This is a genomic window from Allobosea sp. (genome assembly GCF_035999205.1).
Taxonomy (GTDB): Bacteria; Pseudomonadota; Alphaproteobacteria; order Rhizobiales; family Beijerinckiaceae; genus Allobosea.
The window spans coordinates 1-15363 of sequence record NZ_DASYHA010000011.1 but is presented as its reverse complement, the minus strand read 5'-3'; the positions used below and the strand labels follow the sequence as shown (position 1 = coordinate 15363).

The 15363-nt window shown below is 65.9% G+C and carries 16 protein-coding genes and 1 pseudogene; 7 read left to right on the top strand and 10 right to left on the bottom strand.

Annotated features, from left to right (window positions below; all coding sequences use genetic code 11):
* Positions 1-1260 carry an ABC transporter substrate-binding protein gene (locus VGN82_RS02435; protein WP_327525394.1) on the bottom strand — a complete coding sequence of 420 codons (1260 nt, stop codon included), beginning with the start codon at positions 1258-1260 and terminating at the stop codon, positions 1-3.
* Between the two features lie 219 nt (positions 1261-1479).
* Here VGN82_RS02435 and VGN82_RS02430 point away from each other — a divergent pair, with 219 nt between their 5' ends.
* The 5 genes from VGN82_RS02430 (at position 1480) to VGN82_RS02410 (ending at position 5692) form a co-directional block, all read left to right on the top strand.
* Complete coding sequence (locus VGN82_RS02430) at positions 1480-2970, top strand: AMP-binding protein (protein WP_327525393.1); 1491 nt, start codon at positions 1480-1482, stop codon at positions 2968-2970.
* 37 nt (positions 2971-3007) lie between these two features.
* Complete coding sequence (locus tag VGN82_RS02425; protein ID WP_327525392.1) at positions 3008-3652, top strand: TetR/AcrR family transcriptional regulator; 645 nt, start codon at positions 3008-3010, stop codon at positions 3650-3652.
* Positions 3653-3743: 91 nt separating this feature from the next.
* Entirely contained in the window at positions 3744-5051 is a 1308-nt protein-coding gene (locus VGN82_RS02420) for an adenylate/guanylate cyclase domain-containing protein (RefSeq protein WP_327525391.1), read from the top strand.
* 83 nt (positions 5052-5134) lie between these two features.
* Positions 5135-5428 (top strand): hypothetical protein, encoded by a 294-nt coding sequence (locus tag VGN82_RS02415; protein WP_327525390.1) that lies wholly within the window; start codon positions 5135-5137, stop codon positions 5426-5428.
* 69 nt (positions 5429-5497) lie between these two features.
* Positions 5498-5692, top strand: coding sequence for a DUF6494 family protein (locus VGN82_RS02410; protein WP_327525389.1), 195 nt, complete (start codon positions 5498-5500; stop codon positions 5690-5692).
* 63 nt (positions 5693-5755) lie between these two features.
* Here the strand turns inward: VGN82_RS02410 and VGN82_RS02405 are convergent, their stop codons facing one another.
* The gene (locus VGN82_RS02405) at positions 5756-6475 is read right to left on the bottom strand and encodes an SDR family oxidoreductase (protein WP_327525388.1); all 720 of its coding nucleotides are present in this window, start codon (positions 6473-6475) and stop codon (positions 5756-5758) included.
* Positions 6476-6580: 105 nt separating this feature from the next.
* Here VGN82_RS02405 and VGN82_RS02400 point away from each other — a divergent pair, with 105 nt between their 5' ends.
* The gene (locus VGN82_RS02400) at positions 6581-7192 is read left to right on the top strand and encodes a TetR/AcrR family transcriptional regulator (RefSeq protein ID WP_327525387.1); all 612 of its coding nucleotides are present in this window, start codon (positions 6581-6583) and stop codon (positions 7190-7192) included.
* 52 nt (positions 7193-7244) lie between these two features.
* Here the strand turns inward: VGN82_RS02400 and groL are convergent, their stop codons facing one another.
* The 7 genes from groL to VGN82_RS02365 form a co-directional block, all read right to left on the bottom strand.
* Positions 7245-8867 carry a chaperonin GroEL gene (gene groL, locus VGN82_RS02395; RefSeq protein WP_327525386.1) on the bottom strand — a complete coding sequence of 541 codons (1623 nt, stop codon included), beginning with the start codon at positions 8865-8867 and terminating at the stop codon, positions 7245-7247.
* Between the two features lie 100 nt (positions 8868-8967).
* Positions 8968-9327 (bottom strand): cytochrome C oxidase subunit IV family protein, encoded by a 360-nt coding sequence (locus tag VGN82_RS02390; RefSeq protein ID WP_327525385.1) that lies wholly within the window; start codon positions 9325-9327, stop codon positions 8968-8970.
* Positions 9328-9338: 11 nt separating this feature from the next.
* Complete coding sequence (locus tag VGN82_RS02385) at positions 9339-10037, bottom strand: heme-copper oxidase subunit III family protein (protein ID WP_414644184.1); 699 nt, start codon at positions 10035-10037, stop codon at positions 9339-9341.
* A 42-nt stretch (positions 10038-10079) separates the two neighbouring features.
* A complete protein-coding gene (locus tag VGN82_RS02380; protein WP_327525383.1) occupies positions 10080-10802 on the bottom strand; it encodes a cytochrome c oxidase subunit 3 in 723 nt (240 codons plus the stop codon).
* On the bottom strand, positions 10799-12574 hold the full coding sequence (locus tag VGN82_RS02375) for a cbb3-type cytochrome c oxidase subunit I (protein ID WP_327525382.1): 1776 nt from the start codon (positions 12572-12574) through the stop codon (positions 10799-10801). Before VGN82_RS02375 ends, VGN82_RS02380 begins: the two co-directional genes overlap by 4 nt.
* Positions 12575-12638: 64 nt before the next feature.
* The gene (locus tag VGN82_RS02370) at positions 12639-13454 is read right to left on the bottom strand and encodes a cytochrome c oxidase subunit II (protein ID WP_327525381.1); all 816 of its coding nucleotides are present in this window, start codon (positions 13452-13454) and stop codon (positions 12639-12641) included.
* A gap of 424 nt (positions 13455-13878) precedes the next feature.
* A complete protein-coding gene (locus VGN82_RS02365; protein WP_327525380.1) occupies positions 13879-14274 on the bottom strand; it encodes a c-type cytochrome in 396 nt (131 codons plus the stop codon).
* A 248-nt stretch (positions 14275-14522) separates the two neighbouring features.
* On the opposite strand from VGN82_RS02365, the gene VGN82_RS02360 reads away from it, so the two are divergent.
* The gene (locus VGN82_RS02360) at positions 14523-15056 is read left to right on the top strand and encodes a hypothetical protein (RefSeq protein ID WP_327525379.1); all 534 of its coding nucleotides are present in this window, start codon (positions 14523-14525) and stop codon (positions 15054-15056) included.
* 91 nt (positions 15057-15147) lie between these two features.
* Here VGN82_RS02360 and VGN82_RS02355 read toward each other — a convergent pair.
* A pseudogene (locus VGN82_RS02355) lies at positions 15148-15363 on the bottom strand (hypothetical protein); the annotation flags it as partial.

The window sequence follows — 15363 nt, the reverse complement described above, 5'->3', positions numbered from 1 at the left end:
TCAGGCGAAGCCCTTCGACTTCTTCCATGCGGCCTCGAGCTCGAAGATGCGCTGCCACGGCACGCTCTTCATCTCCGGCACATAGGGCTCCTTCGGGATGGTCGTGCCCCAGCCGACGGCGTAGCCGACGATGGTCTGGTCCTCGGCGCGCATCGTGACCGTGCCGTCGGCGCCGAAGGGCGACTTGATGGTCAGGCCGCGCAGCGCCTCGGCGATCTTCTTGCCGTCGGCCGAATTGGCCTTCTTCGCGGCCTCGGCGAGGAAGTTGACGCCCAGCGCGTTCTGCCAGGCCCAGTTCGTCGGAAACTCGCCATACTTGGCCTTGTAGGCGTCGCCCCAGGCGGCGTTCTCCGGCGTGGCCGGGAAGGTCTTGATGTAGCGGTTGCCCGAATGGATGCCGGCCGGCAGGTTCTTGACTGCGGTCAGGGCCGTGTAGTCGGCCATGTTGACGGCGTAGAACTGCATCTGAGTGAACAGCGCGTAAATCGCGGCCTGGTCGATGAAGGAGGTCAGGTCGCCGCCCCAGAGGCAGGAGTAGAGCGCCTGCGGCTTGGCCTGCAGGATCTTGGTGATGGCCTCGGTGTAGTCGGGCTGGAAGATCTTCGGCCAGGCCTCGCTGATCACCTCGACCTTCGGCGCGAACTGCTTCAGGTACATCACGAACTCGGCGGTGGTGTCGCGCCCGTAGGCATAGTCCGGCGAGCAGGTGGCCCAGCGCGTCAGGTTCTTCGCATTGGCGATTTCGGCCGCATAGGTGCCGCCGACGACCGAGTCGTGGATGCCCTGTCGGGCGCAGCGGAAGGCGTTCGGCAGCTTGAGCTTGGGATCCGCGCTGAGCGAGGAGGTTTCCGAATTGGTGTGGATGCAGAGGATGCCGAGATCGCGTGCCACCTCGTGCACGGCGAAGGCACCGGTCGAGGCTTCGGCGTCGATCAGCAGCTCGCATCCGTCCGAATTGACCAGCTCGCGGGCGACGCGAGCGGCTTCCTGCGGCTGGCCCTTGGTGTCGCGGACAACGAGTTCGATCGCGCGTCCGCCGATGCCGCCGGCGGCATTGACCTTCTCGACCTCCATCTGAGCGGCGTTGCGCGAGGAGGTGCCGAGCTGGGCGACACGCCCGGACAGAATGGTCGGGAAGCCGACCTTGATGGTCTTGGCCTGCGCGCTTGCCACCCAGGGCATCGAGACCGTGCCTGCGGCGGCCGCTCCTGCGGCGAGGAAGCCGCGCCGGTTCATCGAGGTCCACGACGTCTTGGTCATCATTCTCTCCCTGGTTCCGCCTGGCCCTTTCCGACTGTGCGGTGGGCATGCCTTATTGGCCGCGGTCGTTTCCATCGGCCCTGTTGCCGGCGATAGTCGTGACGGCGGGTGGTGACGTCAAGAAAAAAATGAATTACGAGTCATAAACCAGAAAACGATCTGACCGGCTCTCGCGACGGGCTGGCGCAAGGGCGGATACGGGACGGGCAGCGGACGGGAATGATCAATCTTTCGAGCTTCATCGACTTCCACGCCAGTCGGACGCCGGAGCGCATCGCGATCGTTTTCGGCGATGCCCAGATCAGCTACGCCGCGCTCGCTCGCCGGGTTGCGACGACCGGTGGCTGGCTCAGCGAGCGCGGCATCGGCGAAGGCGATGTCGTGGCGGTGCTGATGAAGAACAGCGCCGCGTTCGTCGAGATCGCGATTGCGGTTGGGCATATCGGCGCCGTGTTCCTGCCGATCAACTTCCGGCTCTCGGCGGACGAGGTCCGCTACATCGTCGAGAATTCAGGCGCCAAGCTGCTGATCGCGGATCAGGAACTCGCGAGCGCCGCAGAATTGGTCGCCGACACAGTGCTGCTCGATGCGGCAGCCCAGTCTGACAGCACGCGGCTCGGCCCCGGAGCGGCGCCCGTGCCGCGTGTCCCGCGCAAGCCGGGCGATCTGTACCGGCTGATGTACACCTCCGGCACCACAGACCGTCCGAAGGGAGTGATGCACAGCTATGAGAACTTCTACTGGAAGTGCAGCGACCATGTCGTCGCGCTCGGGCTGAACGCCGGGAACCGCCTGCTCGTCACCGGGCCGCTCTACCATGTCGGGGCCTTTGATTTGCCGGGTATGGCAGTGCTCTGGGTCGGAGGCATGCTCTGCATCCTGCGCGATTTCTCCGCCGAGGCGGCGCTGGCTGCGATCGCCGGCGAGCGGCTCGATTGTGCCTGGCTCGCACCGGTGATGACCAGCGCCATGCTGGCGGCGGCGCCGGCGAGCGGGCTCGACCTGACCAGCCTGCGCTGGGTCATCGGCGGCGGCGAGCGCACGCCGGAAGTCCGCATCCGCAGCTTCGGCGAGAGCTTCCCCAAGGCCCGCTACATCGACGCTTATGGGCTGACTGAGACCTGCAGCGGCGACACCCTGATGGAAGCCGGGCGCGAGATCGAGAAGATCGGCTCGGTCGGGCGGGCGCTGGCGCATGTCGAGATCGCGATCCGCGACGAGCAGGGCCGTGAGCTGCCGGCCGGCGAGCCCGGCGAGATCTGCCTGCGCGGACCCAAGATCACCCGCGGCTACTGGAACGATCCGGCCAAGACCGAGGCGGCCTTCTACGGTGACTGGTTCCGCAGCGGCGATATGGGCTATCTCGACGCCGACGGCTTTCTCTTCCTGACCGATCGGCTGAAGGACATGATCATCTCGGGCGGCGAGAACATCGCCTCGTCGGAGGTCGAGCGCGTGATCTTCGAGTTGCCGCAGGTGCGCGAGGTCGCGGTCATCGGCGCCCCCGACGAGCGCTGGGGCGAGAAGCCCGTCGCTTTCGTCGTGCTTGAGCCCGGCGCCGCACTCTCGCTGGAGGCCTTGCGGAGTCATTGCCGGACGAAGTTGGCGGCCTTCAAGGCGCCGCGCGACATCGTCGTTCGCGAAAGCCTGCCGCGAAACCCCTCCGGAAAGATTCTGAAAAGACTTCTCCGGGACGAATTCCGGTCTTAATTCAAGCAGTGTCACGACAAGCGAGCCTTTGACGCGCATGGTCATCAGCACATCCAAGACGGCGACCGCCAAGCGCCCCGTGAAACTGACGCGCAGCGAGAAGAACGACGACGTCAAGCGTCGGCTGTTCGGGGCCGCCGCCAAGATGGTCGGTCGCTACGGCTATGCCGACGCTTCGGTCGCACGCATCACCGATGCTGCCGGCGTGGCGCAGGGCACCTTCTACAATCACTTCGAGAACCGGCAGGAGCTGCTGGACCAGTTGCTGCCGGTGATCGGCCAGCAGATGGTCGCCTTCATCCGCACGCGGATCGACCAGGCGAACTCAGAGGTGGAGAGGGAGGTGACGCGCTTCCGCGCCTTCTTCGACTTCCTGAAGGAGACGCCGGAATTCCTCCGCATCCTGAACGAGGCCGAGGTCTACGCGCCGACCGGCTATCAGCACCATCTCGACAACATCTCGACCGCCTATGTGAGGCTGCTCAAGCGCGCGCGGGGACCGGGGCGGGTCGGCGATTACACTGACGAGGAGCTTGAGGTCATCGTCCATGTGCTGATGGGCGCGCGCGGCTATCTGAGCCGGCGATACGCTTATGGCGAGGACGGCCCGCAAGCCGTGCCGGAACATGTCTTCACCGCCTACGAGAAGCTGATTTCGGCCGGGCTCTTCGACAAGGCCTAGGCGCGAGCGCGCTCCGGCCCGGGCTGATTGACCTGCACGGGGCAACGGGACCACAGTCTCCGACCATCCCATGGCGAGGTCGGAGGGCGCGATGCCGCCTGAGACGCACTATGCGAAGAGCGGAGAGGTCCGGATCGCCTATCAGGTCCTGGGGAACGGGCCGCTCGATCTCGTCTTCGTGCCGGGCTTCATCTCGAACCTCGACCATTATTGGGACGAGCCGACCCTTACGCACTTTTTGATGCGCCTCGCCAGCTTCAGCCGGTTGATCCTGTTCGACAAGCGCGGCACCGGTCTCTCGGACAGGGTCGGGAACCTGCCCACCCTCGAGGAAAGGATGGACGACGTCCGCGCCGTCATGGACGCTGCCGGAAGCAAGCGCGCGGCGATCTTCGGCGTATCGGAGGGCGGCGCGATGAGCCTGCTATTCGCCGCGACCTACCCCGAGCGCTGTGTGGCTCTCGCCCTCTACGGCACCTACGCGCACTTCTTCTCCTACGTCCTGCCGCCCGATCGTTTCGAGGCTTTCGTTACCCGGGTCGACGAGCGTTGGGGATCGGGCGCCAGCCTCGCGGCCTTCGCTCCGAGCAGGGTCGGCGACGAACGCTTTACCGCCTGGTGGGCGCGCTTCGAGCGCCTGGGCGCTAGCCCCTCCGCCGTGATCGCGCTGATGCGGATGAATACCGAGATCGATGTCCGTCACGTCCTGCCGATCATCCGCACCCCGACGCTGGTTCTGCATCGGGTCGGCGATACCCGCGTCAATGTCGAAGGCGGCAGGAACCTCGCTCAGGGCATCAATGGCGCGCGCTACCTCGAGCTGCCGGGGAACGACCACGTCCTCTGGGCTGCGGACGTCGATGCCGCGGCGGGTGCGATCGAGGAGTTCCTCACCGGATCGCGCTCGCATGTCGAGAGCGACCGCGTCCTGACGACGGTGCTCTTCACCGATATCGTCGACTCGACCAGGCGCCTGGCCGAGCTGGGCGACAACGCCTGGAAGGGTCTGATCGAGCGGCACGACCATATCGCGCGGCAGGAGATCGCCCGCTACCGGGGGCGCGAGGTCAAGACGCTTGGCGACGGCTTCGTCGTGACCTTCGACGGGCCGGCCCGTGCCATCCGCTGCGCCGGGGCGATCGGCGATGCCGTCCGCTCGCTTGGGCTCGAGCTGCGCAGCGGGCTGCATACGGGGGAGGTCGAGGTCAAGGGCGACGACATCACCGGCATCGCGGTGAACACGGCGGCCCGGGTGTCGTCGCTGGCCGGCGCCGGGGAGGTGCTCGTCTCGGCGACGGTGCGCGATCTCGTCGCCGGCTCCGGTATCCGCTTCGTCGAGTTCGGGCCCTGCTCCCTGAAGGGGATCGACGACGAGGTCAGACTTTTTCGGGTCGCCTGACGCCGCTCAGGCGGCGCGACGGCGCGGGACATGGGAAGGGGCGGAACATGATCCGGGCGGAGTGCCACACGGCCGATGAAGCAATGCAGGTCGAATTCGACGCGACCCCCTGGTTCGAGACGGCCGATGCGCGCACGATCGTCTTGCTGAGCAGGAAGAATTGGTCGGTGCCCTGGGTTGCGGACGGCCTGGAGGCGCGCCCGGGCTATGAGGCGCTTCACGAGCTGATCCGCTACGCGCGGGATCGACTGGAGATGGAGACGCGGGAAGACCCGTCCTGGGCAACGTTCGAGTGCCGCGTCGATGGAAACGGGGCGACCGCATGGCTCGATCGGCATCGCCCCGACATCGCCGCTGAGATCCGCCGCTACGCCTGATGCTGGGAACCGATCGCTCCGGTCCCGGCCGGCACTTGGCGAACCGATGGCAACCCTGGGAGACCGATCATGGATGAGGACCGTTTCAACATGGCTGTCCGCAAGTTCCTGAAGGAGGTCGGGGTCACCTCGCAGCGTGAGATCGAGCGTGTCGCGCGGGCGGGCGCGCCGGATGGGCGCAAGCTGCGCCTCCGGATGACGCTGACCTCGGAGGACGAGCCGGCGCTGCAGCATGTCGTCGAGACGACGATCGAGCTGAGATGACCGTCGCCATGCAGGTCGTGCGGGCCCCACCCGGCCGGCTGCGGCCGGCCGGGTGGGCAGTCATTACTGCGCGAGATAGCCGCCGTCGATCACCAGCTCGGTTCCGGTCACGTAGCTGGACTCGTCGGAGGCCAGGTACAGCGCGCCATAGGCGATCTCGATCGGCTGCCCGGCGCGCTTCATCGGCGTCGCACCGACGGTGGCCTCGTTGAGGTCGGGCGCCTGTGCGTCGGTCAGCGGCGTCGCGATGAAGCCGGGATGTACCGAGTTCACGCGGATGCCGTCGCCGACATAGGTGATCGCAGCATTCTTCGACATGTTGCGCACCGCGCCCTTGGCGGCGTGGTAGCTGTGCGCGCCGGCGACCGCCGCGCTGCCCCAGATCGAGGAGATGTTGATGATCGAGCCCGACCTCCGCGGCCGCATCACGCGCACCGCCTCGCGCATGCCGAGGAAGACGCCGGTCTGGTCGATCGCGATCATCCGGTTCCAAGCCTCGATGCCGAGCTCGTGCAGCGGCTCATAGGCGATGATGCCGGCATTGTTGACGAGAACGTCGAGCCGACCGGTTTTGGCGACGACCGTGTCGACCGCCGCCTTCCAGGCCGCCTCGCTCGCGACGTCGAGATCAAGCGCCTGGATACCGTCGGCATAGGGCTGCGCCGGCGCCTTGACATCGCTGGCGAAGACGGTCGCCCCCTGTTCGGCGAAGAGCTGGGTGATGGCGTAACCGATGCCGCTCGCGGCGCCGGTGACAAGCACGGTCTTGTTGTTCAATCGCATGGTTCATTCCTTTTCGTTCAAAAATGTGACCAGTGGTCACTTCGAGTCGAAATAGGCGATGAAGTTACTATTGTCAACATATGTTTCCGCCGCTAACTTTGCGCTATGAACGACGAACCCAAACGCTATCATCACGGCGACCTGCGGCGCGCCATGCTCGACACCGCCATGGAGATGCTGGCCGAGGACAATGGCTGGCAGTTCACCTTGCGCGAGCTGGCGCGCCGGGCGGGTGTGAGCCACACCGCTTCCTACAAGCACTTCCCGGACAAGGCGGCGCTGCTCGCGGAGTTGGCGCTGATCGGGATGGACCGGCTGCGCGTTGCGCTGCTCGCCGCGCGCCCGCCGGCACCGGCGACCTTACGGGAGCAATTCCTGGAAATGTCGCGCGCCTATGTGCGGTTCGGTACGGCCAATCCGAACCTCTATCGGCTGATGTTCAGCGCGGACGCACGCGCTGCTGCCAGCCTGCGGCTCAAGGAGCGCGGCGAGGCGGCGCTGGCGGTGCTTGTCGAACTGATCGAGGAGGGACAGGGAACCGGCTGGCTGCGCAGAAGAGAGGTCTACGAGCAGACCAGCGCCGGCTGGGCGCATCTGCATGGCGTCACGCTCCTGACGATGGACGGCCTGCTGGGGCCCGACACGGTCAGGTCGGATCATGCAGCCGAGGCGGCGCTCCAGATCCTGCTTGAAGGGTTGGAGGCCGAAAAATCCTGACCGTCCGGTGATCAGGCCGGATGATCTGGTTCCGCCATCGAACCGGCGGGCGCTAGTAGTCCATGCCTCCCGGCATCGCCGGCGGCGTTTCCTTCTTCGGCAGTTCCGCGACCAGCGCCTCGGTGGTGATCAGCAGCGAGGCGATCGAGGCGGCGTCCTCGAGCGCGGTACGCACGACCTTGGCCGGGTCGATCACGCCGTTCGCCACCAGGTCCTGATACTCGCCCGTCGCGGAATTGTAGCCCCAGTTGTAGTCGTTGGCCTCGATGAGCTTGCCGACGATGACCGCGCTGTCGCCGCCGGCATTCTCGATGATCTGCCGTGCCGGGGCCTGTAGGGCGCGGCGCACGATGTCGATACCGGTCTTTTGGTCGCCATTGGCCGGCTTGAGGCTGCCGAGCGACTGCAACGCTCTCAGCAGCGGCACGCCGCCCCCGGGCAGGATCCCTTCCTCGACGGCTGCACGCGTCGCATGCATGGCGTCGTCGACGCGATCCTTCTTCTCCTTGACCTCGACCTCGGTCGCGCCGCCGACGCGGATGACCGCGACGCCGCCGGCGAGCTTGGCCAGGCGCTCCTGGAGTTTCTCGCGGTCGTAGTCGGACGAGGTCTCTTCGATCTGCGCCTTGATCTGGGCGACGCGGTCCGCGATGTCCTTCTTTTTGCCGGCCCCGCCGACGATGGTCGTGGTCTCCTTCTCGATCGAGACCTTCTTGGCGCGGCCGAGCATCTGGAGCGAGACGGTGTCGAGCTTGATGCCGAGGTCTTCCGAGATCATCTGGCCGGCGGTCAGGATCGCGATGTCCTCGAGCATGGCCTTGCGGCGATCGCCGAAGCCTGGTGCCTTGACGGCGGCGATCTTCAGGCCCGCGCGCAGCTTGTTGACGACGAGCGTCGCCAGCGCCTCGCCCTCGACGTCCTCGGCGATGATCAGCAGCGGCTTGCCGGACTGCATCGCCGCCTCGAGCAGCGGCAACAGGGTCTGCAGGGAGGAGAGCTTCTTCTCGTGGATCAGGACATAGGCGTCTTCCAGCTCGACGCGCAGCTTCTCCGCATCGGTAATGAAGTAGGGCGAGATGTAGCCGCGGTCGAACTGCATGCCCTCGACGATGTCGAGCTCGGTCTCCGCAGTCCTGGCCTCCTCGACAGTGATCACGCCTTCATTGCCGACCTTCTTCATCGCGGCGGCGATCATCCGGCCGATCTCGGTGTCGCCATTGGCCGAGATGGTGCCGATCTGGGCGATCTCGCTATTGGCCGTTACCGCCTTGGCGTTCTTCCTGAAATCGGCGACCACGGCGTCGACGGCCATGTCGATGCCACGCTTCAGGTCCATCGGGTTCATGCCGGCGGCGACCGCCTTGGCGCCCTCCCGGACGATGGCATGGGCCAGCACGGTCGCGGTCGTGGTGCCGTCGCCGGCGGCGTCATGCTGCTTCGCGGCGACCTCGCGCACCATCTGCGCGCCCATGTTCTCGAACTTGTCGGACAGTTCGATCTCTCTGGCGACCGCCACACCGTCCTTGGTGATGCGAGGGGCTCCGAAGCTCTTCTCGATCACGACGTTGCGGCCTTTCGGGCCGAGGGTGACCTTGACGGCATTGGCGAGGATCTCCACGCCGCGCAGCATCTTGTCGCGCGCTTCCGACGAGAATTTCAGCTCCTTGGCAGCCATGGGTCGAACCCTCCTCTGACGGACGCAGACTCTCCGGACATGGTCGGACGGCCGATATGGCGCGCCGCGGTGTCATGGCCATTCCCGAAACATCGCCGGCTCACGAACCGCCTGTGAAGAACGTCACGCGGGACAGGAGCGTGTAGTCGGATTCCAGGATCATGATGCCCACGAAGACCAGCAGCACCGTCGGCGGCAGCAGGATCGCGTAGCTCAGCGCCAGCCGCTCCCAGGCCATGTGCATGAACACGGCGATGATCAGCCCGGCCTTCAGTGCCATGAAGATCAGGATCAGCGACCAGCGCAGCAATCCGGCGACATGGAAGTAATCGACCAGATAGGAGCAGGCGCTGAGGATGAACAGCCAGATCCAGACCACGAGATAGAGCCTGATCGGATGGTGCTGGGCTTCCGCCTGCACGGTTGGCTGGATGTCGGAATGGCTCGTCCGTTGCGACATGGCGGCCTCGCTCACCAGAGATAGAACAGCGCGAAGATGAAGACCCAGACGAGATCGACGAAGTGCCAGTACAGCCCGGTGATCTCGACGATCTCGTAACGCCCCCTGCGGCTGGTGAAGAAGCCGCGCCGGCCGTCGTCGAAATCCCCGCGCCAGACCTTGCGGGCGATGATGAGGAGAAAGATCACGCCGATCGTGACATGGGTGCCGTGGAAGCCGGTGATCATGAAGAAGCTCGCGCCGAACTGTTCCGCGCCCCAGGGGTTGCCCCAGGGGCGGACGCCTTCCGAGATCAGCTTGCTCCATTCGAAGGCCTGCATGCCGACGAAGGTCGCGCCGAGCAGGGCGGTCGCCAGCATCAGGATCGCCGTCTTCCGGCGGTCGCGCCGGTAGCCGAAATTGACCGCCATCGCCATCGTGCCGCTGCTGCTGATCAGAACGAAGGTCATGATCGCAATCAGGATCAGCGGCAGGTGGTGGCCGCCGATCTCGAGCGCGAAGACCTCGCTCGGATTGGGCCAGGGCACGATCGTCGACATCCGCGCGGTCATGTAGGATATCAGGAAGGTGGCGAAGACGAAGGTGTCGCTGAGCAGGAAGACCCACATCATGGCCTTCCCCCAGGAGACGTCCTTGAACGCGCGCCGATCCGACGACCAGTCCGAGACGAGGCCGGGCAAGCCTGAGGAGGAAGCGGCTTCGCCATGCATGGTGGAGGGCAGGACCTCGTTCATCGCTCTCAATCCCTGGATCTAAGTCAGCAATCCCCGACAGATCTCGATCAATTCGTCCGCCCAGCGCATCAGCAGGGCAAACAGCGCGAGCCAGACCACGAGCAGGAAGTGCCAATATGTGGCGCAGAGCTCGACGCTGAGCCGCAGGGCGCCGATTGCCTGGGGCGTGCTGCCCATCGGAATGGCGAAGGCTCTGACCGTCGTGCGGTAGAGCGCCACGAGCCCGCCCAGCATGTGCAGGCCGTGGATCGCGGTGACCAAGCAGAAGAAGGCGCCGGCCGGGTTCGACGCGGCGAAATAGCCGGCCTCGGCAAGCTCGCGCCAGGCCAGCATCTGGCCGGCGAGGAAGGCCAGCGCCGACACCCCAGCCGCCAGCAGTCCGGAGCGGATGCCGTCGAGCTCGCTACGGCGGGCGGCGCTGACCGTCGTCTGCAGCGCGAGGCTGCTCAGCATCAGCAGGCCGGTGCTGAACCACAGCACGATCGGCATTGGCAGCGCGCGCCAATCCGCCATGCCCATCCGCATGAAATAGGCGCTGACGAGCAGGGCGAAGAGCGAACCGGCCACAGTGAGGAAGGCGGCGAGGCCGAGCCTGGCGGTGGGGCGCGGCGCCGGGCCGCTCCAGTCGGCCTCGCCGGGGATGCCAACCTCGAGCCAGGGCTTGCTGGCCAGGCCCTGGCGCAGCAGCCACCAGCCGCCGAAGCCCGCCAACACGACCATGAAGGTGAGGATCACGATCATGCCCGCACGCCCTCCGTCACTCCCGGCTCGGGCGGCTGGTTCTGCGGCAGGAAGTCCTGCGCGGCCCCCGGCACGCTGTAGTCATAGGCCCAGCGATAGACCACCGGCAGCTCCTTGCCCCAGTTGCCATGGGCGGGCGGCGTCTCGGGCGTCTGCCATTCGAGCGTCGTTGCGCGCCAGGGATTGCCGCCGGAGGGCCGGCCGCGTCTCAGGCTCCAGAACAGGTTGAATAGGAAGACGAGTTGCGCCGCGCCGACGATCAGCGCGACCACGGTGATGAAGATGTTCAGGTCGACGGTCGAGGGCGGCACGAAGGCCATCGCCCCCATCTCGTGATAGCGCCGCGGCACGCCCATCAGCCCGATGTAATGCATCGGGAAGAAGATCGCGTAGGCGCCGAGGAAGGTGACCCAGAAGTGCAGCTTGCCGAGGGGCTCATTGAGCATCCGGCCGGTGATCTTCGGATACCAGTGATAGATCGCGCCGAAGACGACGAGGATCGGCGCGACCCCCATCACCATGTGAAAATGCGCGACGACGAACATCGTGTCGGAGAGCGGCACGTCGACCACGACATTGCCGAGGAAGAGCCCGGTCAGACCGCCATTGACGAAGGTGACGATGAAGCCGAGTGCGAACAGCATCGGCACCGTCAGGTGAATGTCGCCGCGCCAGAGGGTCAGGATCCAGTTGTAGACCTTGATCGCGGTCGGGATGGCGATGATCAGCGTCGTCGTGGCGAAGAAGAAGCCGAAGGCCGGATGCATGCCGCTGACATACATGTGGTGCGCCCAGACCACGAAGCTGAGCGCCCCGATCGCGACCAGCGCCCAGACCATCATCCGGTAGCCGAAGATGTTCTTGCGGGCATGGGTGCTGATCAGATCGGAGACGATGCCGAAGGCCGGCAGCGCGACGATGTAGACCTCCGGATGGCCGAAGAACCAGAACAGGTGCTGGAACAGGATCGGGCTGCCGCCCTTGTGGGCCAGTCGCTCGCCCATCGCGATGATCGAGGGCATGAAGAAGCTTGTCCCGACGAGCCGGTCGAGCGTCATCATCACGGCGCCGACGAAGAGCGCGGGGAACGCCAGCAGCGCCATCACGGTCGCGGTGAAGATGCCCCAGATCGTCAGCGGCATGCGCATCAGGGTCATGCCCCGGCAGCGCCCCTGCAGCACGGTCACGACATAGTTGAGCCCGCCCATGGTGAAGCCGATGATGAAGAGCATCAGCGAGGCCAGCATGATGACGATGCCCCATTGCTGGCCGGGCGTGGCGGCGAGGATCGCCTGCGGTGGGTAGAGCGTCCAGCCCGCGCCTGTCGGCCCGCCCGGCGCGAAGAAGCCGGCGACGAGGACCATGACCGCGAGGAAATAGATCCAGAAGCTCAGCATGTTCACATACGGGAACACCATGTCCCGCGCGCCCAGCATCAGCGGAATCAGGTAGTTCCCGAAGCCGCCGAGGAAGAGCGCGGTCAGGAGATAGATCACCATGATCATCCCGTGCATGGTGATGAGCCGGTAGTAGAAATTCGCGTCGATGAAGGTGAGGAAGCCTGGAAAGGCGAGCTGCATCCGCATCAGCCAGGACAGGACGAGTGCGACCAGCCCGATCGCCAGCGCCGTGAGCGAATACTGGATGGCGATGACCTTGGCGTCCTGCGAGAAGACGTACTTCGTCACCCAGCTCTTCGGGTGATAGAGCTCGACATCGTCGTGCTCCGCCGCGGGAGCCGGGCCGGCCACGCCATGCGCCACGTCCGCCATCAGGGCATCCTTCCGCTCCTCGTCGGATCGGGCGGCCCGCAGCGGGACCGACCCCGACCCCTCCCTAGTTCCTCGCCTGCGTCCTCGATGGCGCTTGCAGTTGGGCGAAGGTTTTCTGTTGCTGCAGCCAGGCCTGGTAGTTGCTGGCCGGCTCGACCACGACGCCGCCGCGCATGAAGGCGTGGCCGATGCTGCAGAGTTCGGCGCAAAGCGCCTCGAAAGTGCCGTTGCGGGTCGGCGTCAGCCAGTAATAGGTCACCACGCCCGGGATCATGTCCATCTTGGCGCGGAACTCCGGCACGTAGAAATTGTGCAGGACATCGAGCGAGCGCAGCAGCAGCTTGACTGGCTTGCCGAGCGGCAGATGCAGCTGGTCGCCCTGGATGATCACGTCGTCCTGGCCGTGCGGATCGTTCGGGGCGAGGCCCAGCGGATTCTCCGGGGTGACATGGGCGACATCGGTCGCACCGAGCCGCCCGTCGGCGCCGGGAAGGCGGTAGCTCCACTGCCATTGCTGGCCGACGATCTCGACGGTCGCGGCATCGTCCGGCACCGTGACGAACTGTTTCCAGACGACGAGACCGGGAGCCAGCATGGCGATGACGCCGATGCCGGTGCCGATCGCGAGCCAACACTCGAGCCGCTTGTTCTCGGGCTCATAGGCGGCGCGCTGGCCCTCGCGATGGCGGAAGCGGAGCACACAATAGGCCATGAAGAGCACCACGGCGGCGAAGACGACGCCGGTGATCCAGAAGGTAATGATCAGGGTGTCGTCGATATAGCCCCAATTGGAGGCAATCGGCGTCCACCACCACGGGCTCACCAGGTGGAACACCACCGAGCCTACGACCACCAGAGCCAGTGCGACCGCGATAGCCATCCTCTGTCATCCTTCCCAGGGGCGGTGACGGACGGAAACCATGGATCGTCGCGGCACGGAGGCCGCGTCGCGACGCTACGCTATGGGAACGAACTCCCAGCCGGCATGAGAACGTTAAAGCAGGCCGGCCTGCGCTGGAGCCCGCCGGGAACAAGGGGGGGAATGACGAGGGGGGACGCGGCGCATGAAGGCCGTGGGGCGCATGCTCGGTTGAGCGCGCCCGCAGGTTTCGAACGTTGCTTTCTCCTAGCCATCGCCGAACCTCGGCTCGCCTGGATGACCGATCGGGTCGTAAGCACGCACATCCGCCGCGATGCATTCGCGGCTTTCAGTCTCAGTCGTCGAATGTTGTCGCCCTGCTCGCGATCGTTGTCAATTGAAGCCGGACCACGGCCGGATGAACGCAATCTAAGATCATGCGACTTTACGGCTGTGTTTTCTTTCCGTCGGCGTCAAACTGTTTGAGGAAGGCGAGGACGTCGTCGATTTCCGTATCGGATTTGAGGCCCGGAAACACCATCTTGGTGCCGACGATCTTGGCTTGCGGCGCCTTGATGTAATCGCGGAACGTGGCCTCGTCCCAGATGAGCCCCGAATTCTTGTTGGCGGCCGAATAGCTGTAGCCTTCGACCGAACCGGAATGGCGACCGAGCAGGCCGTTCAGCTTCGGCCCGACGCCGTTTTTAGCCGTCTCGCCGATCTGGTGGCAGGCGCGACATTTCAGGAAGACCTTCTCGCCCGCGGCGGGGTCTCCGGCCGCTTGGGCTGGAAGGGGACCTGTCGCAAGCAGCGACAGGGCGAGCACGGTCCAACGCGCCATCGGATATCTCCCCTCTCATCTGGAGGCGATCTTTCCGGCAGACCGGCGACGGAGCCGCGCAGCCTTTGGCCGTCACCTTATACCATCGCAGGCCCCTCTCCAATCGGACATCGCCGGCCGCCGCAGCGTCCCGCCTTCGCAAGCGGCGCGCGCCGCCGTAAATCTCGATCCTGACTGGCTTGAGTCGGCGCGCCCGGCGGCAAAACGGCAAGGCCGGCCGCCGAGGTCGCGAGGGGGCAGGAGAGGGCATGAGAGCGCACATCGACCTGGACGCCATACCGGTCGAGATCCGCCGGGCCGCCTGCGCTCATCACGAGGCCGGCCATATCGTCGTCGGCTGGCATCACCGGCGCTACATCACTCATGCCTGGCTGCGCCCACCTCACGGCATCACGGGCGAGACCTGTTTCCTGCCCTACCAGCGCGGCTTCCAGCCCGGGCGGAAGGAGGATGCCGTCCGTGCCGAGGTGGAGGTGGTGATCCTCTCAGCTGGCTATTGCGGCGAGATGATCTACTGGAACGCCGGCGAGGGCCTGAAATGGTATCCAGGCGAGATCCAGTCTCACCATGACGACCTGGAGCAGATGCGGCCCTATCTCGCCTTCCTGCGTCCGCAGGACCAGGCGGCCTTTCGCGACCGTTGCGCAAGGGCCGCCACCGCGATCCTGTATGATCCCCGTATGCTCGCTGCACAGAAGGCCATCGCCAGAGCGCTGTTCGAGCGGAGGCGGGTCGATGCGGACGAGACCGATGCCATGATCAGGGCCGAACTGCCCCGCTAGGTGCCCCGCGGCACTGGCCTCGACATGACCGGGGCCTGAACCGCGTCGCGGTCCAGGCCCCGGTCGATCTCGGGTTGGGCGGTTACGCCGCTCAGAACTCTTCCCAGCCGGTATCGTTATGGCCGTTGGCGACCTTCTTGGCCGGGGCGCGCGGGATCGGCGCCGGGGCCGGAGCGCGCGGCGCTGCCGCCGGTGCCCGGGTCTGGACGAAGGCGGCCTCGGCGAGCTGCCGCAGACGGGCAGGCTCGGAGGCCGGCGCGGCGCGGACCGGCGTAGGGGCCGGCTGGCGGTAGGCGACCACGGCCCC

What these genes read in the sequence shown, in the direction of transcription:
- VGN82_RS02435 (WP_327525394.1), bottom strand. Translation starts at nt 1,260, where the DNA reads ATGACCAAGACGTCGTGGACCTCGATGAACCGGCGCGGCTTCCTCGCC.
- VGN82_RS02430 (WP_327525393.1), top strand. Translation starts at nt 1,480, where the DNA reads ATGATCAATCTTTCGAGCTTCATCGACTTCCACGCCAGTCGGACGCCG.
- VGN82_RS02425 (WP_327525392.1), top strand. Translation starts at nt 3,008, where the DNA reads ATGGTCATCAGCACATCCAAGACGGCGACCGCCAAGCGCCCCGTGAAA.
- VGN82_RS02420 (WP_327525391.1), top strand. Translation starts at nt 3,744, where the DNA reads ATGCCGCCTGAGACGCACTATGCGAAGAGCGGAGAGGTCCGGATCGCC.
- VGN82_RS02415 (WP_327525390.1), top strand. Translation starts at nt 5,135, where the DNA reads ATGCAGGTCGAATTCGACGCGACCCCCTGGTTCGAGACGGCCGATGCG.
- VGN82_RS02410 (WP_327525389.1), top strand. Translation starts at nt 5,498, where the DNA reads ATGGATGAGGACCGTTTCAACATGGCTGTCCGCAAGTTCCTGAAGGAG.
- VGN82_RS02405 (WP_327525388.1), bottom strand. Translation starts at nt 6,475, where the DNA reads ATGCGATTGAACAACAAGACCGTGCTTGTCACCGGCGCCGCGAGCGGC.
- VGN82_RS02400 (WP_327525387.1), top strand. Translation starts at nt 6,581, where the DNA reads ATGAACGACGAACCCAAACGCTATCATCACGGCGACCTGCGGCGCGCC.
- groL (WP_327525386.1), bottom strand. Translation starts at nt 8,867, where the DNA reads ATGGCTGCCAAGGAGCTGAAATTCTCGTCGGAAGCGCGCGACAAGATG.
- VGN82_RS02390 (WP_327525385.1), bottom strand. Translation starts at nt 9,327, where the DNA reads ATGTCGCAACGGACGAGCCATTCCGACATCCAGCCAACCGTGCAGGCG.
- VGN82_RS02385 (WP_414644184.1), bottom strand. Translation starts at nt 10,037, where the DNA reads ATGCATGGCGAAGCCGCTTCCTCCTCAGGCTTGCCCGGCCTCGTCTCG.
- VGN82_RS02380 (WP_327525383.1), bottom strand. Translation starts at nt 10,802, where the DNA reads ATGATCGTGATCCTCACCTTCATGGTCGTGTTGGCGGGCTTCGGCGGC.
- VGN82_RS02375 (WP_327525382.1), bottom strand. Translation starts at nt 12,574, where the DNA reads ATGGCGGACGTGGCGCATGGCGTGGCCGGCCCGGCTCCCGCGGCGGAG.
- VGN82_RS02370 (WP_327525381.1), bottom strand. Translation starts at nt 13,454, where the DNA reads ATGGCTATCGCGGTCGCACTGGCTCTGGTGGTCGTAGGCTCGGTGGTG.
- VGN82_RS02365 (WP_327525380.1), bottom strand. Translation starts at nt 14,274, where the DNA reads ATGGCGCGTTGGACCGTGCTCGCCCTGTCGCTGCTTGCGACAGGTCCC.
- VGN82_RS02360 (WP_327525379.1), top strand. Translation starts at nt 14,523, where the DNA reads ATGAGAGCGCACATCGACCTGGACGCCATACCGGTCGAGATCCGCCGG.